At 67.6% G+C, this 21,815-nt stretch carries 16 protein-coding genes and 2 tRNA genes; 12 read left to right on the top strand and 6 right to left on the bottom strand.

Annotated elements, in window-relative coordinates:
• Positions 1-93: 93 nt before the first annotated feature.
• The 5 genes from QZ709_RS17405 to QZ709_RS17385 all read left to right on the top strand — a co-directional run bounded on the left by QZ709_RS17405 (position 94) and on the right by QZ709_RS17385 (position 7,171).
• On the top strand, positions 94-2,739 hold the full coding sequence (locus QZ709_RS17405) for a circularly permuted type 2 ATP-grasp protein (RefSeq protein WP_294638707.1): 2,646 nt from the start codon (positions 94-96) through the stop codon (positions 2,737-2,739).
• Complete coding sequence (locus QZ709_RS17400) at positions 2,736-3,680, top strand: transglutaminase family protein (RefSeq protein ID WP_294638705.1); 945 nt, start codon at positions 2,736-2,738, stop codon at positions 3,678-3,680. Before QZ709_RS17405 ends, QZ709_RS17400 begins: the two co-directional genes overlap by 4 nt.
• A 160-nt stretch (positions 3,681-3,840) precedes the next feature.
• Complete coding sequence (locus QZ709_RS17395) at positions 3,841-5,274, top strand: circularly permuted type 2 ATP-grasp protein (protein ID WP_294638703.1); 1,434 nt, start codon at positions 3,841-3,843, stop codon at positions 5,272-5,274.
• A gap of 138 nt (positions 5,275-5,412) precedes the next feature.
• Positions 5,413-6,369, top strand: a complete 957-nt coding sequence (locus tag QZ709_RS17390; protein WP_294638770.1) for an alpha-E domain-containing protein — start codon at positions 5,413-5,415, stop codon at positions 6,367-6,369.
• A 151-nt stretch (positions 6,370-6,520) separates the two neighbouring features.
• On the top strand, positions 6,521-7,171 hold the full coding sequence (locus QZ709_RS17385) for a hypothetical protein (protein ID WP_294638701.1): 651 nt from the start codon (positions 6,521-6,523) through the stop codon (positions 7,169-7,171).
• On the opposite strand, the gene QZ709_RS17380 is transcribed toward QZ709_RS17385, so the two are convergent.
• Genes QZ709_RS17380 through QZ709_RS17370 form a run of 3 tightly spaced genes read right to left on the bottom strand, consistent with a single transcriptional unit; the run spans position 7,165 to position 9,971 of the window.
• Entirely contained in the window at positions 7,165-7,437 is a 273-nt protein-coding gene (locus tag QZ709_RS17380) for an oxidative damage protection protein (protein ID WP_294638700.1), read from the bottom strand. The two genes, QZ709_RS17385 and QZ709_RS17380, sit on opposite strands and share 7 nt — an antisense overlap.
• Positions 7,438-7,466: 29 nt before the next feature.
• Positions 7,467-8,849, bottom strand: a complete 1,383-nt coding sequence (gene argA, locus QZ709_RS17375; RefSeq protein WP_294638698.1) for an amino-acid N-acetyltransferase — start codon at positions 8,847-8,849, stop codon at positions 7,467-7,469.
• 60 nt (positions 8,850-8,909) lie between these two features.
• The gene (locus tag QZ709_RS17370; RefSeq protein ID WP_294638696.1) at positions 8,910-9,971 is read right to left on the bottom strand and encodes a diguanylate cyclase; all 1,062 of its coding nucleotides are present in this window, start codon (positions 9,969-9,971) and stop codon (positions 8,910-8,912) included.
• 285 nt (positions 9,972-10,256) lie between these two features.
• Between QZ709_RS17370 and hrpA the strand changes: the two genes are divergently transcribed.
• Positions 10,257-14,240 carry an ATP-dependent RNA helicase HrpA gene (gene hrpA / locus QZ709_RS17365; protein ID WP_294638695.1) on the top strand — a complete coding sequence of 1,328 codons (3,984 nt, stop codon included), beginning with the start codon at positions 10,257-10,259 and terminating at the stop codon, positions 14,238-14,240.
• Between the two features lie 60 nt (positions 14,241-14,300).
• Positions 14,301-14,377: transfer RNA gene (locus tag QZ709_RS17360), tRNA-Pro, on the top strand.
• A gap of 55 nt (positions 14,378-14,432) precedes the next feature.
• On the opposite strand, the gene QZ709_RS17355 is transcribed toward QZ709_RS17360, so the two are convergent.
• Positions 14,433-14,615 (bottom strand): CsbD family protein, encoded by a 183-nt coding sequence (locus tag QZ709_RS17355; RefSeq protein WP_294638694.1) that lies wholly within the window; start codon positions 14,613-14,615, stop codon positions 14,433-14,435.
• A 111-nt stretch (positions 14,616-14,726) separates the two neighbouring features.
• Here QZ709_RS17355 and QZ709_RS17350 point away from each other — a divergent pair, with 111 nt between their 5' ends.
• Together QZ709_RS17350 and QZ709_RS17345 are read left to right on the top strand one after the other, a co-directional pair.
• Positions 14,727-15,146: a polyhydroxyalkanoate granule-associated phasin gene (locus QZ709_RS17350; protein WP_294638692.1), complete on the top strand. Its 420-nt coding sequence runs from the start codon at positions 14,727-14,729 to the stop codon at positions 15,144-15,146.
• A gap of 180 nt (positions 15,147-15,326) precedes the next feature.
• Positions 15,327-16,895 carry a PAS domain-containing methyl-accepting chemotaxis protein gene (locus QZ709_RS17345; RefSeq protein WP_294638690.1) on the top strand — a complete coding sequence of 523 codons (1,569 nt, stop codon included), beginning with the start codon at positions 15,327-15,329 and terminating at the stop codon, positions 16,893-16,895.
• Between the two features lie 13 nt (positions 16,896-16,908).
• Here the strand turns inward: QZ709_RS17345 and QZ709_RS17340 are convergent, their stop codons facing one another.
• Positions 16,909-17,565 (bottom strand): PEP-CTERM sorting domain-containing protein, encoded by a 657-nt coding sequence (locus tag QZ709_RS17340; RefSeq protein ID WP_294638689.1) that lies wholly within the window; start codon positions 17,563-17,565, stop codon positions 16,909-16,911.
• Positions 17,566-17,965: 400 nt separating this feature from the next.
• Between QZ709_RS17340 and QZ709_RS17335 the strand changes: the two genes are divergently transcribed.
• Positions 17,966-18,042, top strand: a tRNA-Arg gene (locus QZ709_RS17335).
• A gap of 78 nt (positions 18,043-18,120) precedes the next feature.
• The gene (locus QZ709_RS17330) at positions 18,121-18,777 is read left to right on the top strand and encodes a hypothetical protein (RefSeq protein WP_294638688.1); all 657 of its coding nucleotides are present in this window, start codon (positions 18,121-18,123) and stop codon (positions 18,775-18,777) included.
• Positions 18,778-18,794: 17 nt separating this feature from the next.
• Here the strand turns inward: QZ709_RS17330 and QZ709_RS17325 are convergent, their stop codons facing one another.
• Positions 18,795-19,565 (bottom strand): oxepin-CoA hydrolase, alternative type, encoded by a 771-nt coding sequence (locus QZ709_RS17325; protein ID WP_294638687.1) that lies wholly within the window; start codon positions 19,563-19,565, stop codon positions 18,795-18,797.
• 116 nt (positions 19,566-19,681) lie between these two features.
• Here QZ709_RS17325 and QZ709_RS17320 point away from each other — a divergent pair, with 116 nt between their 5' ends.
• A complete protein-coding gene (locus QZ709_RS17320; RefSeq protein ID WP_294638686.1) occupies positions 19,682-21,805 on the top strand; it encodes a hypothetical protein in 2,124 nt (707 codons plus the stop codon).
• The last annotated feature ends 10 nt before the right edge of the window (positions 21,806-21,815 follow it).

Below are 21,815 nucleotides of genomic sequence, written 5' to 3'. Positions count from 1 at the left end.
GGGTGAACGCGTGGTAAGCCTCTTGCTTGCATCGCCGACAATGCGACACCCGGTCACCTCATGGCCGGGCCGATGTTGTTCCGAGCGCCCCTGATGTCTTCCTCTCTGCCCCTCTTCGACGACGCCGATCTCGCCAGCCAGGTGCCGGCCGACCTGCTGCGCCGGGCGGCTGCGGCAGAGGCCGGGCACCACGACGAACTGCGCGACGCGGACGGGCAGCTGCGGCCGGCGTGGGCGGCGTTTGCCGCCCAGCTTGGCGCGCCGCTGGATGACCTGGCGCGGCGGCAGGCCCTGCTGGCCCGCCAGATCCAGGAGGACGGCGTCACCTACAACGTCTACAACGCCCAGGGTGGGCCCAGCCGCCCCTGGTCGCTCGAGGTGCTGCCGCTGCTCATCGATGCCGACGAGTGGCTCGCTCTGGAGCGGGGTGTGGCGCAGCGCGCCAGCCTGCTCAATGCCATCCTGGCTGATGTGTACGGCGAGCAGCGCGTGCTGAAGGACGCGCTGTTGCCCGCCGCGCTCGTCTACGGCCACCCGGGTTACCTGCGCGGCCTCCAGGGCGTGCAGCCCGCGGGGGGCGTGTACCTGCATGTCGCCGCGTTCGACCTGGTGCGGGGGCCCGATGGAGACTGGTCGGTCGTGTCGCAGCGCACCCAGGCGCCGTCTGGCCTTGGCTATGTCATGCAGAACCGGTTGATCGTCTCGCGGCTGTTCCCGGAGGCCTACCGCGGGCTGAACGTGCAGCACCTGGCCACCGGCTACCGCCGTCTGATCGACACCGTGACCGAACTGGCCGCCGGGTGCGCGGGCGGGGCCACCCCGCGGCTGGCGTTGCTGACACCCGGCCCCTACAACGAGACCTACTTCGAGCAGGCCTACCTGGCTCGCTACCTGGGCCTGCCGCTGGTTGAAGGTGGCGACCTCATCGTGCGCGACGACACCGTCTACCTCAAGACGGTGCAGGGGCTCGAGCCCATCCATGGCCTGCTGCGGCGGCTGGACGACGACTTCTGCGACCCCCTGGAACTGCGACCCGACTCCACGCTGGGCGTGCCGGGCCTGATGCAGGCCGTGCGGGCGGGCAAGGTGGTGCTGGCCAATGCACTGGGGACGGGCTTTCTGGAGTCGCCTGCCGTGCACGGCTTTTTGCCTGCGCTGTCAAGGCAGCTGCTGGGCGAGCCCCTCGCGTTGCCCTCGCTGGACACCTGGTGGTGTGGCGAGGCCGCGGCCTGGCAGCACGTGCGCGACGAACTGGGCGACCACGTCATCCGCCCGAGCTTTCCGTACGCCGGCACGCCGGGTTTCGGTTCGCCCCGCCTGCGCCAGAGTTTCGATGCGGTCACCGGTCCGACGCTGACCGAAGCGGCCCTGCATACCTGGCGCGACCGCATCGACCACGACCCAGCCGCCTACACCCTGCAGCGCTTCCTGCCCTATGCCCAGGCCCCGGTCTGGCAGGGCGAACGCATCGCGATGCGCGGTGCCTCGGTGCGCGTGTACGCCCTGGCCGACGGACAAGGCGGTTGGCAGGTGCTGCCCGGCGGCATGACCCGCATTGCGACCCGCGACGCGGGGCCGGTCTCGATGCAGCTCGGTGGCTCCAGCCTGGACACCTGGGTGATGACGCACGGCCCGGTGGACACCTTCTCCATGCTGCCAGCGCGTGTCAAGCTCGACGAGCTGGAGCAACGCCAGCGCCCGGTGGCCAGCCGCACCGGCGAGAACCTGTTCTGGATGGGGCGCTACACCGAGCGCACCGAACTGCAGCTGCGTCTGGCCCAGGGCCTGCTGAACCTGCAGTCCGCCGACGACGAGCCCGAGGACGCCGTGCTGGAGGCCCTGTCGGCCCTCGCCGTTGCCAACGGCATGGTGCCCCCCGGGACGCCGAGCCTGCGGCAGTCTCCGCGGGTGTTCGAGCGCGCCGCCATGGAGGCCCTGGCCGATGCCCAGGCCACGCAGGGCGCCTACAGCCTCGCCTTCAACCTGGGGGCGCTGCAGCGCTGCGCCCAGGTGCTGCGCGAACGGTTCTCGTCCGACCACGCCCGGCTGCTGCGCACCATGGGGGACGACTTCCAGCGCCTGCTGCGGCAGGCCGCGACCCCGGGCGTCCCGTCGTCCGACACACCGGCCATCGCCGGCGCCCGGCCACTGGGGCCTTTCGGCTTTGCCTCGGCTCAGCCGGCTCTGGATCACCTGGGCATGCAGCTCGCGGCAGTGACCGGCGCGCAGACCGACCGCATGACCCGTGATCCGGGCTGGCGCCTGCTGACGGTCGGTCGCCTGATCGAGCGCCTGAATGGCTACAGCGCCTTCCTGCGCGCGTTCTGGCAGGCCGACGCGCTGCGCCACCCCCAGGGCTTCGACCAGATCCTCACCCTGTTCGACAGCACCATCACCTTCCGCGCCCGCTACCAGCGTCGCCTCGAGCAGCCGGCCCTGCTGGCGCTGCTGGTGCTGGACGAAAGCAACCCCCGCGCGCTGGCCTGCGTGCTGCGCCGCCTCCGCACCGAGCTGGGCAAGCTGCCCGTCCGCAGCGAGCGCGGGGGCGATCTGCTGGCGCTGCTGCCCCACGAGGGCGTCGGGGCCAGCCTGGGCGAGCTGTGCGACCCGGATCACGGCCACGCCCGCGTGCTGACCCTGCTCAACCGCCTTGTCGACACCAGCTGGCGCCTGTCCGACGAGGTGGGGCTGCGCTACTTCGCGCATGCGGAGCCCACCGATTCGATGGTGAGCGCATGAAGACGCTGTCTGACGTGGCCTGGGCCCGCCTGTCCGTCGAGCACGAGACGCTGTACGAGTACGCCAGCCCGGTGGAGCAGGCGCAGCATGTGGCCTGTCTGCGGCCCCTGTCGGATGCCGGCCAGCATCTTGAGGTGTTCGAGATGGCGGTCTCTCCCACGCCGTCGCAGCACAGCATGCGCCGCGACAGCCACGACAACAGCCGGGCGTACTTTGCGCTGCATGCCCCGCACACCGAACTCAAGGTCGTGGCCCGCAGCGAAGTCCGCGTCTGTGACCGATACGAGGGGCTGGACCCCGAGTGCGGTCCCACGTGCGACGCGGTGCGTGAACGCCTGGCCTATCGGGCGCATGCGCCGTTCGAGCCGGCGGCCGAGTACCTCTACACCTCGCCCTTCGTGCCCTTGCACGCCGAGCTGCGAGAGTACGCCAGCCTGTCGCTGCAGGAGGGCCGCCCGCTGGCGGCTGCCGCGATCGACCTGATGCGCCGCATCCATGCCGATTTCGATTACGCGCCGGCGTCCACCGACATCTCCACCCCGATCCTGGACGTGTTCGATCGACGCAAGGGCGTCTGTCAGGACTTTGCTCACCTCATGCTGGGCTGCCTGCGCGCCTGCGGCCTGTCGGCCCGCTACGTCAGCGGCTACCTGCTGACGCGCCCCCCGCCGGGTCAGGCGCCCCTGGTTGGTGCGGACGCCTCCCATGCGTGGGTCAGTGTGTGGGTGCCGGGCCTGGGGCCCGAGCGTGCCGGTGACTGGCTCGATCTCGACCCCACCAACAACTGCATCCCCGGCGTCCACCACGTCCGGGTGGCCCACGGCCGCGATTTCGGGGACGTCACACCCCTGCGCGGGGTCATCCGCGGAGGGGGGCAGCACACCTTGTTGGTGCGCGTGACCACCCGTCTGCTGCAAGAGCCGGCCGCCGCTGCCGCCTGACGCACCACATCGGTACGCCCAGGCACCTTGGTGTGGCGCCACGCGGACGCCATGCCCGAAAGCTGTGCCCGCTCAACATGCCCCTGCTGGCGGCTGGCACACTCTGTGCAACGGGTTACAAGACCGCAGCTTCCAGCACACCCCGCAACGGGAACCAACGATGCGATTCTTCGATGAGATGCATGTGAGCAGCGCCGAAGTGCGCGACCACTACCGGGTCTATGACCGCTGGCTCGGCCGGCAGCCTCGGGAGTTGATGAACTCCCGCCGCGAAGAAGCCGAGATGATCTTCCGGCGCGTGGGCATCACCTTCGCGGTCTACGGCGACAAGGACGAGACCGGGGCGGGCACCGAGCGCCTCATCCCCTTCGATCTCATCCCGCGCATCATCCCCGCCGACGAATGGCGCGAGATGGAAAAGGGTCTTCGGCAGCGGGTCACGGCGCTCAACCGCTTCCTCGAAGACATCTACCACGACCAGGCCATCCTCAAGGCCGGCGTCATTCCGGCCGAACCGGTGCTCAACAACGCCCAGTTCCGCAAGGAGATGATGGGCCTGAACGTCCCGGGCGGCATCTACTCCATCATCGCGGGCATCGACATCGTGCGGGCCTGCAACCCCGATGGGAGCGGCACGTATTACGTGCTGGAAGACAACCTGCGTGTGCCTTCCGGTGTGAGCTACATGCTCGAGAACCGCAAGATGTCGATGCGGCTCTTCCCCGAGCTGTTCGCCGAGCACCGCGTCGCCCCGGTCGCCCATTACCCCGATCTGCTGCTGGACACCCTGCGCACCATGGCGCCAGCCGGGGTCAACGAACCCACGGCCGTGGTGCTGACGCCCGGCATGTACAACTCGGCCTACTTCGAGCACGCCTTCCTGGCGCAGCAGATGGGCATCGAGCTGGTCGAGGGGCAGGACCTCTTCGTCAAGGACGACTTCGTCTACATGCGCACCACGCGCGGCCCGCAGCGTGTCGACGTGATCTACCGCCGGGTGGACGACGACTTCATGGACCCGGAGGTCTTCCGCAAGGACTCGACCCTCGGCGTGGCCGGCCTGCTGCGCGCCTACCGCGCCGGCAACGTCACGCTGGCCAATGCCTTCGGCACCGGCATTGCCGACGACAAGTCGATTTACCCCTACGTGCCGCGGATGATCGAGTTCTACCTGGGCGAGAAGCCCATCCTGCAGAACGTGCCCACCTACATCTGCCGCGAGAAGGCGGACCTGCAGTACACGCTGGATCACCTGGCCGAGCTGGTGGTCAAGGAGGTGCACGGCGCCGGGGGCTACGGCATGCTGGTGGGACCGGCGGCCACGAAGGCCGAGGTCGAGGAATTCCGCCAGGTGCTGCTGGCCAACCCCAGCAACTACATCGCCCAGCCCACGCTGTCGCTGTCGACCTGCCCGACCTTCGTCGAAAGCGGCATCGCACCGCGCCACATCGACCTGCGGCCCTTCGTGCTGTCAGGCAAGGAAGTGCGCATGGTGCCCGGCGGCCTGACCCGCGTGGCGCTCAAGGAAGGCTCTCTGGTGGTCAACAGCTCGCAAGGCGGGGGCACCAAGGACACCTGGGTGCTGGAGAGCTGACTCCCCAACCCATCGACATCCGCAGACCAGGAGGACACCATGCTGAACGAACGCATCGAAGACCATCTGCCCTCCCATCTGATCGAGACTGAATCCGGGGCCCTGCGCCAGGCGGCCCCGCACACGGAGACCAAGCCCATGCTGTCGCGCACCGCCGATCACCTTTTCTGGATGGCCCGCTACATGGAGCGCGCCGAGAACACCGCGCGCCTGCTGGACGTGAACTACCAGACCTCGCTGCTGCCCCAGTCGCAGGAGGCGGCGCAGAACGGCTGGAAGGGCCTGCTCAGCATCAGCGAGCTGACCAGCGACTACCTCAAGAAGCACGGCGAACTGTCGGCCCGCAACGTGATGACCTTCATGGTCAGCGATCCGGGCAACCCGTCGAGCATCCTCAACTGCCTGCGTGCGGCCCGCGAAAATGCCCGTGCCGTGCGCGGGGCCCTCACCACCGAGGTGTGGGAGACCACCAACCAGACCTGGCTGGAGTTCAACCGCGTGCTCAAGGAAGGCATGCTGGAGCGGGACCCGGGCGAGGTGTTCGAGTGGGTGAAGTTCCGCTCGCACCTGTCGCGCGGGGTGACGCTGGGCACCATGCTGCAGGACGAGGCCTTTCACTTCCAGCGCATCGGCACCTTCCTGGAGCGAGCCGACAACACGGCGCGCATGCTGGACGTGAAGTTCCACGCCCGCAACACCGAGTTCTTCGGCTCGGGCGCCGGCAACGAAGGCAAGGAAGTCGACTTCTACCACTGGTCTGCGGTGCTGCGCTCGGTCTCGGCCTTCGAGGTCTACCGCAAGGTCTACCGCAACGTGATCCGCCCGGAGAAGGTGGCCGAGCTGCTGATCCTGCGCGCCGAGATGCCGCGCTCGCTCGTCTACTGCATGGACGAGGTGGTCAGCAACCTGCGCGCCGTGGCCAATGACCACAGCCATGAGACGCTGCGCCGGGCGGGTCGCCTGCGCGCCGACCTGCAGTTCGGCCGCATCGACGAGATCCTCGCCACCGGCCTGCATGCCTACCTCACGCAGTTTCTGGACCGCGTCAGCGACCTGGGCTACGGCATCAGCCGCGACTTCCTGATGCCCGCCTGACCGGCGGCGCCACCCGCCGGGCAGCATGCGCTGTCCGGATCAGGGGCTTGACATCACGGCGTCACACCACAATCATCGCGGCCTTTTGCCGTCGGGATTGTCTGTGTCGTTGTTGCGTGTTGTGTTGTGGTGCTGGGGCGGGGTGTCGGCCATGTTGGTGGCCTTGCCCTTTACGGTGAATCCCGACACCGTGGCAACGTGGATGGCCGAGGACGGCGTCGTTGAACGTGCATCCGTGCTGACCTGGGCGCTGGCCTCGCTCTACCTGCTGTGGCGCAGCCGCGCACCGCGCGGGGTGGCCCTTGCTTTCGCCCTGGTGTTCGTGACGCTGGCCGTGCGAGAGGCTGGCCTGCCGCCGGAGTGGGTGCCCAGCGGCAAGCAGCTGATGTCCTGGCGCTACTACGTGAATCCCGACATCGACGTCGGTCGCCGCCTGATCACCGGGGGGCTGATGGCTGCGGTCATCGTGTCCTTCGCGACCAGCATCCGGGCCGGTTGGCGCTATGTCCTCCGTGAGGATGGCTGGCGTTATCCCGACGGGCAGATGCTGCTGCTCTCAGGGGCGACACTGGTGCTGGCCCAGGGCGGCGAGGCGATGGTGGAGCGCTTGCTGCACGCCGAAGCGGCCGGTGACGCGTGGCCGCGCGGTCTGCTGGTGGCCTTGAGCCTCGAAGAAGGGCTCGAGTGGATGGGCAGTGTCTTCGCCCTGGTGGCGGTCAAGGCCGCCACCACGTGGATGGGGGTCGACCACCCCGCACGGATCTTTCCCGTGCGGATCAGCCGCCCCGCGGCCGCTCACTGAGCCGGCGGCACGTAACCCTGCACCTGTTCGGCGCCGGCGCCGAAGAAGAACTGCTCCATCTGGCGGGCCAGGTACTGGCGCGCGCGGGCGTCGGCCAGGTTCAGGCGGTTTTCGTTCACCAGCATGGTCTGGTGCTTGAGCCACATCTGCCAGGCTTCCTTCGAGATTTCGTTGTAGATGCGCTTGCCCAGCTCACCGGGATAGGGGGCGAAGTCCAGGCCCTCGGCTTCCTTGTTGAGGTGCTTGCATTGGATGGTGCGTGCCATGGTGTCGATCCAGGGAAAGGTGTCGTTGGTTATTTGAGGTTCTTGACCAGCACCTGAGAGCGCCGGTCCCACTTGTAGCTGCGCTTGCGCGCTTCGGGCAGCCAGTCCGGATCGACCGGCGCGAAGCCGCGCTTGATGAACCAGTGCATGGTACGCGTGGTCAAAACAAACAGGGTGGACAGGCCCATTGCCCGAGCGCGTTGTTCGATGCGCTTCAGGATGCGTTCGCCGTCGCCCTGGCCCTGCACATTGGGCGAGATCGTGAGCGCAGCCATCTCGGCGGTGCTGGCTTCGGGGAAGGGGTAGAGCGCCGCGCAACCGAAGATCACGCCGTCGTGCTCGATCACGGTGTACTGGTGGATGTCGCGTTCGATTTCGGTGCGGCTGCGCTTGACCAGCGTGCCGTCCTGCTCGAACGGCTCGATCAGCTGCAGGATGCCGCCGACGTCGTCCGGCGTGGCCTCGCGCAGGCTTTCCAGCTTTTCGTCGACGATCATGGTGCCCACGCCATCGTGCGTGAACACCTCCATCAGCAGGGCGCCATCGACCTTGTACGGGATGATGTGCACGCGCTCCACCCCGCCTTCGCTGGCTTTGACAGCGTGCTGCAGGTAGAAGGCCGTGTCGGTGGGCTGCAGCGGGTTGGGCAGGGCGGCCAGCAGGCGCTTGGCATCGGCCAGCGCCAGTTCCTGATCGATTTCGACATCCGGATCGTGTTGCCGGGCCTCCAGTTCAGCGGCCCTCGCTGGCTCTTGCACGATGCTCTGCAGGATGCCCCGGACTTCGGTCACGAAGATCAGCTTGTCGGCCTTCAGCGCGATGGCCGCACTGGTGGCCACATCCTCCATGCTCAGGTTGAAGGCCTCGCCGGTGTGGGAAAAGCCGAACGGCGAGAGCATGACCAGCGCGCCGGTGTCGATGGCGCGGCGCACGGCCACGGCGTCGATCTTGCGCACCAGCCCGGTGTGGATGAAGTCCACCCCGTCGACGATACCGACCGGGCGGGCTGTCACGAAGTTGCCGGAGATGACGCTGACCGACGCGCCTGCCATCGGTGTGTTCGGCAGCCCCAGTGAAAACGCCGCTTCGATTTCATAGCGTAGCTGGCCGGCTGCTTCCTGGGCGCAGTCCAGCGCTACGGCGTCGGTGATGCGCATGCCGTGGCTGAACTTCGATTCCTGGCCCTTGAGCCGCAGCTGTTCTTCCAGCTGCGGGCGGAAGCCGTGCGCCAGCACGATCTTGATGCCCATGGCCTGCATCAGGGCCAGGTCCTGCACAAAGCTCTCGAGCTTGCCGGCCGCGATCAGTTCGCCTGACAGGCCGACCACAAAGGTCTTGCCGCGGTGCGCGTGAATGTGAGGCGCCACGGATCGAAACCAGGGCACGAAAGTGTGGGGAAAGACCAGATCCATGGCGGTCGCGGTGGGGCGGGCAGGGGAGGGCGGCTGGGCCGGATGCGCAAACCCCCAATGTTACGGGCTTTGGACCCAGCGATTGCGGCCCTGGGCCTTGGCCTGATACAGCGCACGGTCTGCCCGCTCGATGCTGGCCTCGATCCTTTCATCCTGCCAGTGCACGGTCAGCCCGGCCGAGAAGGTCACGCTCAACCCTGGCAGGTGGGGCAACAGGGGCTCTGCAGCCAGCCGAGCCTGAAGGCGTGCCAGGCCCACGGCGGCCTGCTCCATCTGGCTGCCGGGACACAGCAGCAGGAACTCTTCGCCACCCCAGCGGGCCAGCACGTCCACCTCGCGCAAGGCGGACCGGGCCCGTTCAGCGAAGTGGCGCAGCACGTCGTCGCCCACATGGTGGCCGTGCGTGTCGTTGATCCGCTTGAAATGATCCAGGTCGATCAGCGCTATGCTGAACGGCACGCCCTGGCGTGCATGGCGCCGGGTCTCTTCCGTCAAGATCTCGTCCATGCGCCGGCGGTTGGGCAGCCCGGTCAGCTCGTCACGGGTCGCCAGAAGCTGGACGCGCGCCAGCGCATCACCCAGTTCGGTCTGGCTGCGCACCAGTTGGTGTCGCAACCGGGTCACGATCTGTGCGACCTTCGAGCTCACCAGCAACACCCCGGCGATGTAGACCACCTGCACCACGTCGCGGACGAACTGGTGCTCGCTGGCGGGCGTCGTTTGCCAGTGCCACAGCGTGACCAACCCGATGCCGAGCACGGACAGCAGACCCAGCGCCCGGATCTGCGACGGCGCCAGGCTGAACTGGCCGGCCATGAGCACCAGAGGCAGGATGGCCAGCACCACGCCGTGCAGTTCCGCATTCAGGCCGGCAAAGCTGATGATGATGCTCACCACGCAGAACAGGCTCATGGGGAAGACCAGCATCGGGTCTTGGAAGCGCTGCGTCCAACCTGAACGGATGGCGGCGTAGAACAGCGCCGGGCCGACCAGAATGTAGGAGATGAGAAAGAGCCCCACCTCGTCCTGCATGAAGTCCGCACGCATGGCCCACCAGGCCAGCACCGCATTCAGCGGGTAGAGGCTGTTGACGAGCAACATGAGGCCGAGCGACTTCCGCATGCGCGGGTCGGTACCCAGCACAAGGTCGGCGAGATCGGAGCGGATCGCAGGGCGCACGAAGTGGGGGAGGAGGGCTTCCGCAGGAATGATGAGGTTACATCGGTGGTGTCGCGGGGTTTTTCAGGACGTGAACCACGAAGCCGTGGTCAATGTCACAAAAACAACAGCCTGACTCCTTCGCCCGGGTGTGCCGCCTTGCCCGAAGGGTGGCGTTGCCCTCGCGGTACCCGACCGGATCGAGCTTGGGATAATGCCCCTTTGCTGCCCGTCCTGCCCTGCTGCCCCGTGTCCGCCTTGCCGTCCATCACCTTCCCCGAATCGCTGCCCGTCAGCGGCAAACGCGCCGAGATCGAGGCCGCCCTGCGCGACCACCAGGTCATCATCGTCTGCGGCGAAACGGGTTCGGGCAAGACCACGCAGCTGCCCAAGATCGCGCTGGCCATGGGCCGGGGCGGCTGGGGGCAGGTGCGCGAGCTGAATGCCAGGCGGCATGAACGCCCCAAGCTGATCGGCCACACCCAGCCGCGGCGGATTGCCGCGTCCAGCGTGGCCAAGCGCATTGCCGAAGAACTCAACACGCCGTTGGGCGAGGTGGTGGGCTACAAGGTGCGCTTCCAGGACCGGCTGCAGCCCGGTTCGTCCGTCAAGCTGATGACCGACGGCATCCTGCTTGCCGAGACCCAGGGCGACCCGGACCTGCGCGCTTACGACACCCTCATCATCGACGAGGCCCACGAGCGCAGCCTCAACATCGACTTCCTGCTGGGCTACCTGCGCCAGCTGCTGCCACGCCGGCCCGATCTCAAGATCATCGTCACCTCGGCCACGATCGATGCCGAGCGCTTTGCGAAGCACTTCGAATCGGCCAAGGGGCCTGCGCCCGTGATCATGGTCTCGGGCCGGCTGTTCCCGGTCGAGCAGCGCTATCGCCCGTTCGAGGAAAGCCGCGAGTACGGCCTCAACGAGGCCATAGCCGATGGCGTGGACGAGCTCTGGCGCGAGGGCAGTGGCGACATCCTGGTGTTCCTGCCCGGCGAGCGGGAGATCCGCGAGGCGGCCGACCACCTGCGCAAGCACCTGGCCGAGCACCGCACGGTGGCCGAGGTGCTGCCGCTGTTCGCCCGCCTGAGCCAGCAGGAGCAGGACCGTGTCTTCCAGACCGGCAACGGCCGCCGCATCGTGCTGGCCACCAACGTGGCCGAGACCTCGCTGACAGTGCCCGGCATCCGCTACGTGATCGACAGCGGGCAGGCGCGCGTCAAGCGCTACAGCTTCCGCAACAAGGTCGAGCAGCTGCAGATCGAGCCCATCAGCCAGGCGGCGGCCAACCAGCGCGCTGGCCGTTGCGGCCGGGTGGCCAACGGCATCTGCATCCGCCTGTACGACGAGAAGGACTTCAACGCGCGTCCGCGCTTCACCGACCCGGAGATCCTGCGCAGCTCATTGGCCGGCGTGATCCTGCGGATGAAGTCGCTGCACCTGGGCCATGTGGAGGACTTCCCCTTCATCGAGCCCCCGCTGCGCAAGGCCATTGCCGACGGCTACCAGCTGCTCAACGAGCTGGGCGCCGTCGACGACAACAACGAGATCACGCCGCTGGGCCAGACGCTGGCGAAGCTGCCGCTCGACCCGCGTGTGGGCCGCATGATCCTCGAAGCCAAGGACCGCCAGGCCCTGGCCGAGGTGCTGGTGATCGCCGCTTCCTTGAGCGTGCAGGACGTGCGCGACCGGCCCATCGACCAGCAACAGCAGGCCGACCAGAAGCACAAGCAGTTCGACGACGAGAAGTCGGAGTTCATGGGCACGCTCAAGCTCTGGAAGTGGCTGGACGAAAGCCGGGGTGGTCATGGGCACCAGGCCCCGGGCGAGCCCGAGAAGCACAAGCTCAGCCACCGCAAGTACGAGGCGTTGCTGCGCGAGAACTTCATCAACCCCCGCCGCGTGCGCGAATGGCGCGACGTGTACAGCCAGCTGCACACCGTGGTGGCCGAGCACAACTGGCGTCTCAACGGCACGCCGGCCACCTACGAGCAGGTGCACCTGTCGTTGCTGTCCGGCCTGCTGGGCAACGTCGGCGTCAAGAGCGACGAGGATGAGTGGTACCTGGGTGCGCGCGGCATCAAGTTCTGGAAACACCCGGGCGCCAACCTGAGCAAGAAGCCGGGGCGCTGGATTCTGGCTGCCGAACTGGTCGAAACCACCAAGCTGTATGGCCGTGGCATTGCGAACATCGACGCGCAGTGGCTCGTTTTCATGGGCCAGCACCTGCTCAAGAAGCAGCTGCTGGAGCCCCATTGGGAGAAGAAGGCCGCAGAGGTCGTCGCGCTGGAGCGGGCCACGCTGTATGGCCTGGTCGTCTACAACAACAAGCGCGTCAACTATGGCCTGGTCAATGCCCGCGAGGCGCGCGAGATCTTCATCCGCGAGGCCCTGGTCGGCCAGGAATGGGAGACCCGTCTGCCCTTCCTGGCGCACAACCGCAAGCTGATCGCGCAGGTCGAGCAGCTGGAGCACAAGTCCCGCCGCCAGGACGTCCTCGTGGACGACGAGCTGATCCACGCCTTCTACGACGCGCAGATCCCGCCCGACGTGATGAGCGGGCACAGCTTCGAGCGCTGGTACCGCCATGCCAGCCGCGAGAACCCCAAGCTGCTCTACCTGAGTCGCGAAGAGCTGATGCGCCACGAGGCCGCCGGCATCACCAGTGCGGCCTTTCCCAAGGTGATCCGCCTGGGTGGTGTCGACTGCACGGCCACCTACCTGCACGAGCCCGGCGATGCGCGCGACGGCGTGACCGTGACCGTGCCCATCTTCGCGCTCAACCAGGTCGGCGATGAGCGCGGCGAATGGCTGGTGCCCGGCATGCTCAAGGACAAGGTGCTGGCGCTGGTCAAGAGCCTGCATCAGAAGCCGCGCGCGCGGCTGGTGCCGCTGCCGGATTACGCCGAATCGTTCGTGCAGGCTGCCGAGTTCGGGCAGGGCAGCCTGATGGAGCAGCTGCTCAAGGCCGTGCGCGACAAGACGCAGCTCGACATCAAGCGCGCCGACTTCAAGCTCGACATGCTGCCGCCCCACCTGTTCATGAATTACCGCGTGGTCGACGAGCACGGTCGCCAACTGGGCATGGGCCGCAACCTGCCGGCGCTCAAGGCCGAGCTGGGCTCGCTGGCGCGCGGCGCGTTTCAGGCGCTGGCTGCGCTCAAGGCCAAGGAAGTGGTGCAGGGCGGTGAGGGGGCGTTGGCTGCTGACGGCGCGGCGTCGCCACTGGATGCCCGGAGTGCCCCTCAGGCGACCCGTGTCGCGCGCGGCGGATCCGGCCAGACTGCGGCTTCGGCTTCGGCTTCGGCTTCGGCTTCGGTCGCACCCACCACCACGCCGAAGGGCGGCACGGCCGCCGGGCAAAGCAAGTCACCCGCGGCCAGCACGCCGCTGACGGACTGGACCTTCGGTGAACTGCCCGAGCTGATGGAGATCCAGCGCGGCGGCCACACGCTGGTGGGCTTCCCGGCGCTGATCGACAAGGGCAACCACGTCGAAATCGACATCTTCGACGAGCCCGATGTCGCCGCTGCGAAGCACCGCGCGGGCCTGCGCCGGCTGGTGGCTCTGCAGATCCGTGAGTCGCTCAAGTACCTGGAAAAAAACATCCCGGATCTGCAGAAGATGGCGATGGCCTACATGAGCCTGGGCACGGCGGACGAGCTGCGCGAGCAGATCATCGATGTGGCGCTCGACCGCGCCTACCTGGCCGACCCGTTGCCCACCGATGCGGCCAGCTTCAAGGCGCGCGTGGAAGAAGGCCGCACACGCCTCAATCTGATCGCGCAGGAAGTGGCCCGTTTGGCCGGCACCGTGCTGACCGAGTACGCCGCCGCCCTGCGCAAGCTGAAAGACGCCCGCCCGCCCAAGGACGTGGCCGACGACATCACGGCTCAGCTTCAGCGCCTGATGCCCAAGCGCTTTGTGGCGCAGACCCCGTACACGCAACTGCAGCATTTCCCGCGTTACCTGAAAGGGGTGGTGCTGCGGCTGGACAAACTGAAGGGGGACGCTGCCCGGGACGCGCAGCGGCTGACCGAATTGAGACCGCTGGACCAGCGTTACACACGGCGCCTGGCCGAGCTGAAGGGCACGCACGACGCGCGCCTGGACGAATTCCGCTGGTTGCTGGAAGAACTGCGCATCAGCCTGTTCGCGCAGGAGCTGCGCACACCGCAGCCGGTGAGTGTCAAACGGCTGGAAAAATCGTGGGCGCAGCTCAACGCCTGAGGCCGATCCACCACGCTGCGGCCGGGGCGTCGCAATTGGCGACTACAATGGCGGCTCAGTCGGGGCGTAGCGCAGCCTGGTAGCGCATCTGCTTTGGGAGCAGAGGGTCGTGAGTTCGAATCCCACCGCCCCGACCATCCATTCAGCGGGCTGGCATCGTCATGATGCCGGCCCGTTTCGTTTTGGGCCCTGTCACGGGCGGCGAGGCTTGTTCAGCTCCTCCTTGGCGTCGCCATAGGCCTTCTGCACCTTGCCCTCGGCCTGGCGTGCCAGCCCCTTGCCCTGATGCTCCGGGCTGCCGATGGCCTTGCCGACCTCGCGTTGCACCTTGCCAGCCACGTCCTTGGCCGTACCCTTGATCTGATCGCGGTTCATGGAAAGCTCCTTTGTTGAAGGTGAGGAACCATGAGCGGCAAACGACGTGCCCACGCACGGCAGGCCCGCCACTTGCTTGATGAGGGGAAGACCACTCCTCAGGATCCGATCATGTCCGCTCGTCGTTCCCATGTCGCCGCCACCCGGCTCGCCACCCGCAGCCAGGAACTGGCGATGGCGGTGCCCCAGGTGATGGGACACCGCGTGGCCCGCATGATGCTCGCGGGTCCGGTGCTGTCATCCCGCGACCACAAGGAGTTCACCGGCATGGTGGCCGAGAAGCAAGTGGCGTTCTTCCAGTCATGGCTGGCCATGTGGACCCATGGCGTCCAGGCCCATCAACGCTTCTTCGGATCGCTGCTTCAATCCGGTCTGGCGGGCAGCGCCGGCAAGCATCCTGCCGCGCAATGGTGGGAAGCCACGGCAGCCTGGCAACGTGCCTCGCTGGGGGTGCTGGACAAGGGGCTGGCTCCGGTGCACCGCAAGGCCACCGCGAACGCCCGGAGGCTGGGGCGAACCCGGCTGCGTTGAGGCCCCCGGGCCTTCCGTGTACTGACGGTTGACATACATCAAACGCCATCTTTTCTGCATCCGAGGCGGGCATCCTGGCACTGTGCTCTTGGCGTGCCCGTCCGATACTCCTAGAGGGTTCCCGGCGTCCATCATGGTCGCGACCGGTGCCAGCCCTTGGTGTATCCCGAGATGCAGACCATGACAGCAGAACAAGCACCCGTCACCGGGCGCGAATACGACTATCCCGCTGAGTACAAGCTCGTTTCCACCACCGACCCGCAGGGGCGGATCACTCATTGCAACGGCGCCTTCGTCGAAGTGAGCGGTTTCGGGTACGACGAGTTGATGGGGCAACCGCACAGCGTCGTGCGCCATCCCGACATGCCGCCGGAGGCCTTCCGGGACATGTGGAGCACGATCGGCCGCGGGCGCCCCTGGACCGGCCTGGTGAAGAACCGGCGCAAGAACGGCGACCACTACTGGGTGCTGGCCAATGTCACGCCGGTCATGGAAGACGGCAAGCCCAAGGGCTACATGTCGGTTCGCATCAAGCCCAGTCGCGACCAGATCGAACGGGCAGAAGCCCTGTATGGCAAGGTCACCCGTGAGCGCGCCAGCGGGCGTCAGACCGTTCGCATCCATGCCGGCGCGATGCGCCTGGTGGGTTGGCGGGACTGGCCCCAGCGCGTGCACCGTCTCACGCTCACTCAACGCATGGCCCTGGTGCTGCTCGCCTTGATGGCCGCGCAGGCCTGGGTCTGGCACAGCGCATGGCCGTGGCCCGTGCAGACGGCAGCCGCCCTCGCGCTGGTCGGGCTGGTCGTCTGGTGGTTTGAGGGCTACGTCTCTCGGCCACTCGAGAAGGCCAGTGAGCTGGCTGCCCACATCGCGGGCTGCAATCTGAATGGCAACGTGCGGTTCATGCGCCGGCACCCCCTTGGGCAGCTCCTGCGCCGTTTGTGGCTCATCAACCTCAACATGCAGGCCATCGTCGAAGACGTCCGCACCGAAGTGGATGCGATGAAGGCTGGTGCCCAGGAAATCGCCCAAGGCAGCGACGACCTCTCCGGGCGCACCGAGCAGCAGTCTGCCGAAGTGCAGAAGACGGCCTCCACGATGGAGGAAATGACGAGCGTGGTGAGCGGCACAGCGGACGCGGTCCACAAGGCCGCCGAGCTCGGCGCGCGGGCCACCGCGGTGGCGCAGCGAGGTGGCCAGGCAGTGGGCGACATCGTGCAGACCATGGGCAGCATCGAAGCCTCGTCCCGGCGGGTCGCCGAGATCAATCAGGTCATTGAAGGCATTGCCTTCCAGACCAACATCCTCTCGCTCAACGCCGCGGTGGAGGCGGCTCGGGCAGGCGAGCAGGGCAGGGGCTTCGGGGTGGTCGCATCCGAGGTACGGGCACTGGCGCATCGTGCCAGCGAGGCCGCGCGCGAAATCCGCTCGCTCATCGACACGTCGGTGAACCAGGTGGCCGACGGCGCGGCCCGTGTGCGCGTCACCCAGGACGTGATCCAGGAGATGGTGGACGCGGTGGCGCAGGTCAGCACGCTGGTCGATCACGTTCGCCAGGCTGCCGTCGAGCAGTCGGGTGGGATCCAGGACCTCAATGGTGCCGTTGCGGGATTCGAATCCTCGGCGCAACAGAACGCGGCGCTGGCTCAGGAAACCGCGGCAGCCTGCCAGGCCCTGCAGCGGCGCGCGGGTACGCTGGAGCGCTCCGTGCAGGTGTTCCGGGTGCGTTCGGGCACACTGGCCCGCTGAAAGCTGGCGGCGTTCAGCCCAAGCGGCGCCGCGCCGCGCCCGCCACCGCCAGCAGGCCCAGCGCCATCATCCCGAGCGTGCCGGCCTCGGGGACGGCCGCGACCGGGCCGCGGCCGTAAACCACGTCGTCCACCGCCACGATGTCGCTCCCGGTGTAGATGCTCACCGACTTGATGAGCGCCGAGTTGTACTGGAACCCGACGAATGCCAGTCCACCCTGGCTCACGCTGGCGTACGGCAGCGTGATGCTCTGCTGCGTGCCGTCGCTGAAGGTGATGGCGCTCTTGGCCAGTTGCAGGCCGGAGAAATAGGCGCCGAAGTAGTGGATGCCCTCGTCGAACGAGAACGTCAGCGTGGTCTTGAACCCGGGTGACAACAGGAACATGCTGCCGCCCGTGGTGGTGTTGGTGCCACAGAAGACCGGCTCGCACGTCGCATCGCTGGTGATCGAGCCGCCCTTGATGGACACGCCCTTCGGCAACGCGCTTTCAAAGTCGAGCATGACCTGACCCCCTGTGGCACTCAGGAACGATGCCTGCGCGGCTCCGGCCTGCGGGCCGACCGTGATGGCGCCGCTGTCGAAACCCGAGGTGACCACCAGCTGCGCGTGGGCGGGTGCTGCGGCAGCCAGAGCCGAAATCAAGGGCAGAACCAGGGCGAAGCGGGACATGTGTTGACACCTTTCAGGCGGGCGATGGGGCGTGGAGGTCGGTGGCGAGCCCCCGCTGCCACCCACGCGGCATGCATCTATCCACGGAAACTTGTATCTAACTGTAATTGGATCGCCGCGAGGGGCAGAATCCCTGATTACCGGGGGGCGCGCGTGTTTTATGCCCTCCATCCCCCGCGCGGGGTGTGTCGTTGCCGCGGATGCCACAGCCGACGCCCCGGGTTCTCCCCAGATGTTACGAAACGGTTCATCGCCCGTTCGGGTTACATCGGCAAGATGACCGATGCCCGATCGGGAGGCGGGAACCTCCGCCTGGCCCGGTACTTCGTGGGGCAGCGGCCACGTCGCGGAGGTCGCTGGTCACCCCTGTGGGGGGCATCGCGTAAACTCGCCGGCATCGCTGTCCGTAGCTCAACTGGATAGAGCAGCTGCCTTCTAAGCAGCAGGTCGGGGGTTCGAGTCCCTCCGGACAGGCCACTCCAACGCGTCGCGCGGTGCGAGGGGCCCGGGTCTCGGGCCGTCTGCCGTGCGTCCCACCCGGGACCGACATCAGCCATGTTTGCCGCCATCAAGCGACTCATCGGCGCCCCACGAGCAGCCGGCCGTGAGGCTGACACGTTGGCCGCATGGGCCCGGTCAGAAGGGCATCAGTTCAAACGTGTCAAGGACGGGCGGGGAGGGGGCTTCGTGGCCGAGGCCGCCGCAGGATGGCGCGTGGAATGGGGTGCTTCGCAGCGCCCTTACATCAGCGGACACGAGCTGCGGTTTCGCTGCGACACCGGTCTCCCGCCTGACGTGCAGATGATGTTGCTGAGCAAGGCGCTGGCGCAGACGCTGGAAACCGACGTCTTCAGCCGCTACACCAATGCCATGCAGACCCAGGTGGACCACACCCTGCCAGAGGAAATGCGGTGGCTGGCCATGCACCAGCGTGTCTCGCTGGCGGCCTCGCCGGTGCTCGCGCGGCGCTTCGCCCTGTTCTGCAATGCCGAAGAGGTGGCCGGTACCTGGCTGGACGACGGCATGCTGTCTGCGCTGGACGAGGCAGCAGCCAACTGGTGGAGCGATGCCTTGTTGCTCGTGCTCACGCTCAATCGCGGCATGCTCACGCTGCGCATGAGCGGCGACGGATTGGAAGACACGCAGTTGCGTCTGGTGGCGCCGCTGTTCGAGCGTGCCGCGAAACGCTGCCGTACGGTCGCAAAGGCCTGAGGCCCCACGTCACGGCCTCATGATTTCCTGCGCTGGAGAAAGTCCTTGATCGCCGTACCCGCGGCCGGGGCCACCAGATTCTGTAGAAAGTGAGCCTGCTCGGCCTGCAAGTGGGCGTGCAATGGCCGGCCTTCTGCCGACTGAACCAGGTGCTTGATGCTGGTCAGCACGCCCGGTGGCATCTTGCCGAGCTGCTCTGCCCAGCCCAGCGCAGCCGACAGGGCCGTTCCGGATGGAGCCAGCCGGTGCACGAGCCCGGCCGATGCCCACTCCTGTGCGGTGTGGGTGCCACCGCTCCAGAGCCAGGCCAGCGCGCGGCCTTGTCCCACCCGCCGTGCCAACTGCCAGCTGGCACCGCCGTCCGGCGACAGTCCGATCTGGCTGTAGGCCATGGTGAACCGCGCGTCCTCGGCGGCCACCAGCAGATCGCAGGCGAGCGCCAGCGACACCCCACCACCTGCGGCGCGGCCTTCCACGGCTGCCAGCACCGGTTTGGGAAAGGTCTGCAAGGCCTCGACCCACTGATGGAAGGCCTCGATCGCAGCCGCCTGCGCGGGCAGATCGTGTTCCCGGTTGTGGGCCAGACGCATCAAATCGCCCCCGCTGCAGAAGTGCCCCCCTGAACCGGTGATCACCACGGCCGACACCTCGGGGTTGTCCTCCGCCATGCTCAGGGTCTCGATGCCGGCCGCGTACACCTGAGGCGACAGGGCATTGCGGTTGGCGGGGCCGTGCAGCGTGAGCACGAGGGTGGCACCGTGGCGCGAAGTCTGCAGTTCAGTGGTCATGCCGTGATGTTCCGGGACGAGATGCAACAAACTGATGGGAATCCCTCGCGATTGTCCGGCCAGGGAAGCAATTGTCTTCATGCTAGAGTGAAATCCTGGCCTCATCCCACACCCTCATGATGCATTTCAACAAGGTGTCGGCCGCGGTTCTCGCTGGAGTGGCACTGGGTCTCGTGCCGGTTGCATCTCACGGCTTGGGCTTCGGTCGCCCCGTCAGCCGTGCCATCCTTGGCGAACGCCTGCAGATGCAGGTGCCGGTCCGCCTCGAAGCCGGTGAAGACCTCACCCCCGAATGCCTCGTCGGTGATGTGTACGTTGGCGACGACAAGCTCGCAGCCAGCGCCGTGGCCCTGGCGGTCGACCGCGCCGTCGGAGGCTCCGAGGCCACGCTGCGACTCCAGACCCGCGTCTCGGTGAATGAGCCGGTGGTCACGGTGTACCTTGCCGCGGGTTGCCAGGCCCGCGTGACCCGCAAGTTCGTGCTGTTCGTCGATCCGCCGTCGCTGGCGGTCGAAGCCGCTGCCGTGCCGGCCCCGACCTTGCCCGACGCTGCCCCTGTGGCCGGTGGCGCCCCTGCGGACGCGGGGGGAGAACGCGCTGCGTCTCCTCGGCGTTCGGCTGCCCGGACTCCGGCACCAGCCCGGGCCTCGGCCCCGCGACAGCCTGCCGCATCCGACCCGTCTTCCCCGGTTGCCGCCGCTGCACCTCGGACGCCCGGCCTGAGCACCTCGCTGGGCGCCAAGGTCCAGCCCGCGCAGCCCGCCAGCCGCCTCCTGCTGGACCCTGTCGAGCAGGACGCGCTGGCGATCCCGCAGTTGCAACTCAGCCAGACGCTCGTCACGTCGTCGGTGGATGACTCGCCGGCCGCGCGCGAGCGACGGGCTGCGGCCGCCGCGCTCTGGCAGGCTCTGAACGCCACACCCGAGCAACTGGCGCGTGACCGCCAGCGCCTGACCGAACTGGAGCAGCGCCTCGTGGCCCTGCAGGCCGAGGGCGACAAGGCCCGTGCCGCGCTGGAGCAGGCGCGAGAGGCCCGCGGGCCCCTGGGCGACGTACCCTCCTGGCTGATCATGGTTCTGGCCGGTCTGGTGGCGGTGCTGCTGCCGCTGGTGGCCTGGCTGGGCTTGCGCCTGTGGCGCAGTTATCGCAAGGAAGCCTCGTCCGACTGGATGGCATCTGCGATGGCACAGGAGCCGCGCGAGACCGGTGTGGACGACGACCTTGACCGCACGTCGGTGGATTTCGTGCGCCGCCCCCCGCCCGACGTGGCGTCGGAGGTGGACACCTATCAGGCATCGCTGTCTCCGGCGTCGTCCATGGGGCCCGAGTCGGTGGCGTCGTCCTTCCAGCCCGCGCCGGTCTTCCAGTCGGCCGGAGTGCCTTCCACGGCCGACGGCCTGAGCCTGGAGCCCCCGCCGCCGCCGGCCATGACCCCGCCGCCCGCATCACCGGTGATGACGCTGGCCTCGCCCGTCCAGCGTGAGGCCTTGCGCGAGGTCTCCGTCGAGGAACTGATCGACCTTGAACAGCAAGCCGAGTTCTTCGTGGTGCTCGGGCAGGACGATGCGGCCATCGACCTGCTGGAAGGCCACGTGCAGAGCACCACGGGTGCGAGCCCCTTGCCCTACCTCAAGTTGCTCGAGATCTACCAGCGCCTGGGGCAGCGTGCCGATTACGAGCGCGTGCAGACCGACTTCAACGCGCGCTTCAACGGCTACGCGCCGGCCTGGGAGTCCGATCTGCAGCAGGGTCACACGCTGAGTGACTACCCCGGCGTGGTGGAGCGCATCCAGAGCCTGTGGCCCACGCCTGCGCGCGCCATGGAGTTGCTCGAAAAATCGCTGACGCGTCCGGACCGCGACGCCGAAACCTTCGACCTGCCTGCATACCGCGAGTTGCTGTTCCTGTACGCCGTGGCACGTGATCTTTCCGAGCGCGATGCGCGCGACCGCCAGGCCGTGGATCTGCTGCTGCCCGAGGTCGGCGTGTCCGGGCCAGAGGTCCTGACCGACAACGAGATCGGTGCGGAAGAGATCGAGCCGCTGATGGCCACGCGCCCCGTGAAGGCGCAGCCCGAGGCGCGTCCCACCATCAGCCTTGACCTGCATCTGGACGACCTGACGGCGCCTGAGCCGTCTGCTGGCCTGGCGCAGGGCCCAGGCACCGAGTCGTCAGGGCGCACGCTCGACCCCTTGCCCTTCCATGTGGACGGGCCGTCCGAGCAGATCAAGCGCGGTTGACCGGGGCGCG

Origin of the sequence: uncultured Aquabacterium sp., from assembly GCF_913773725.1 — a bacterium.
In the GTDB taxonomy this organism is placed as follows: domain Bacteria; phylum Pseudomonadota; class Gammaproteobacteria; order Burkholderiales; family Burkholderiaceae_C; genus Aquabacterium.
The sequence above is the reverse complement of the archived record's forward strand: the minus strand, read 5'-3'. Positions and strand labels throughout refer to the sequence as shown.

What these genes read in the sequence shown, in the direction of transcription:
- QZ709_RS17405 (WP_294638707.1), top strand. Translation starts at nt 94, where the DNA reads ATGTCTTCCTCTCTGCCCCTCTTCGACGACGCCGATCTCGCCAGCCAG.
- QZ709_RS17400 (WP_294638705.1), top strand. Translation starts at nt 2,736, where the DNA reads ATGAAGACGCTGTCTGACGTGGCCTGGGCCCGCCTGTCCGTCGAGCAC.
- QZ709_RS17395 (WP_294638703.1), top strand. Translation starts at nt 3,841, where the DNA reads ATGCGATTCTTCGATGAGATGCATGTGAGCAGCGCCGAAGTGCGCGAC.
- QZ709_RS17390 (WP_294638770.1), top strand. Translation starts at nt 5,413, where the DNA reads ATGCTGTCGCGCACCGCCGATCACCTTTTCTGGATGGCCCGCTACATG.
- QZ709_RS17385 (WP_294638701.1), top strand. Translation starts at nt 6,521, where the DNA reads ATGTTGGTGGCCTTGCCCTTTACGGTGAATCCCGACACCGTGGCAACG.
- QZ709_RS17380 (WP_294638700.1), bottom strand. Translation starts at nt 7,437, where the DNA reads ATGGCACGCACCATCCAATGCAAGCACCTCAACAAGGAAGCCGAGGGC.
- argA (WP_294638698.1), bottom strand. Translation starts at nt 8,849, where the DNA reads ATGGATCTGGTCTTTCCCCACACTTTCGTGCCCTGGTTTCGATCCGTG.
- QZ709_RS17370 (WP_294638696.1), bottom strand. Translation starts at nt 9,971, where the DNA reads ATGCGGAAGTCGCTCGGCCTCATGTTGCTCGTCAACAGCCTCTACCCG.
- QZ709_RS17355 (WP_294638694.1), bottom strand. Translation starts at nt 14,615, where the DNA reads ATGAACCGCGATCAGATCAAGGGTACGGCCAAGGACGTGGCTGGCAAG.
- QZ709_RS17350 (WP_294638692.1), top strand. Translation starts at nt 14,727, where the DNA reads ATGTCCGCTCGTCGTTCCCATGTCGCCGCCACCCGGCTCGCCACCCGC.
- QZ709_RS17345 (WP_294638690.1), top strand. Translation starts at nt 15,327, where the DNA reads ATGACAGCAGAACAAGCACCCGTCACCGGGCGCGAATACGACTATCCC.
- QZ709_RS17340 (WP_294638689.1), bottom strand. Translation starts at nt 17,565, where the DNA reads ATGTCCCGCTTCGCCCTGGTTCTGCCCTTGATTTCGGCTCTGGCTGCC.
- QZ709_RS17330 (WP_294638688.1), top strand. Translation starts at nt 18,121, where the DNA reads ATGTTTGCCGCCATCAAGCGACTCATCGGCGCCCCACGAGCAGCCGGC.
- QZ709_RS17325 (WP_294638687.1), bottom strand. Translation starts at nt 19,565, where the DNA reads ATGACCACTGAACTGCAGACTTCGCGCCACGGTGCCACCCTCGTGCTC.
- QZ709_RS17320 (WP_294638686.1), top strand. Translation starts at nt 19,682, where the DNA reads ATGATGCATTTCAACAAGGTGTCGGCCGCGGTTCTCGCTGGAGTGGCA.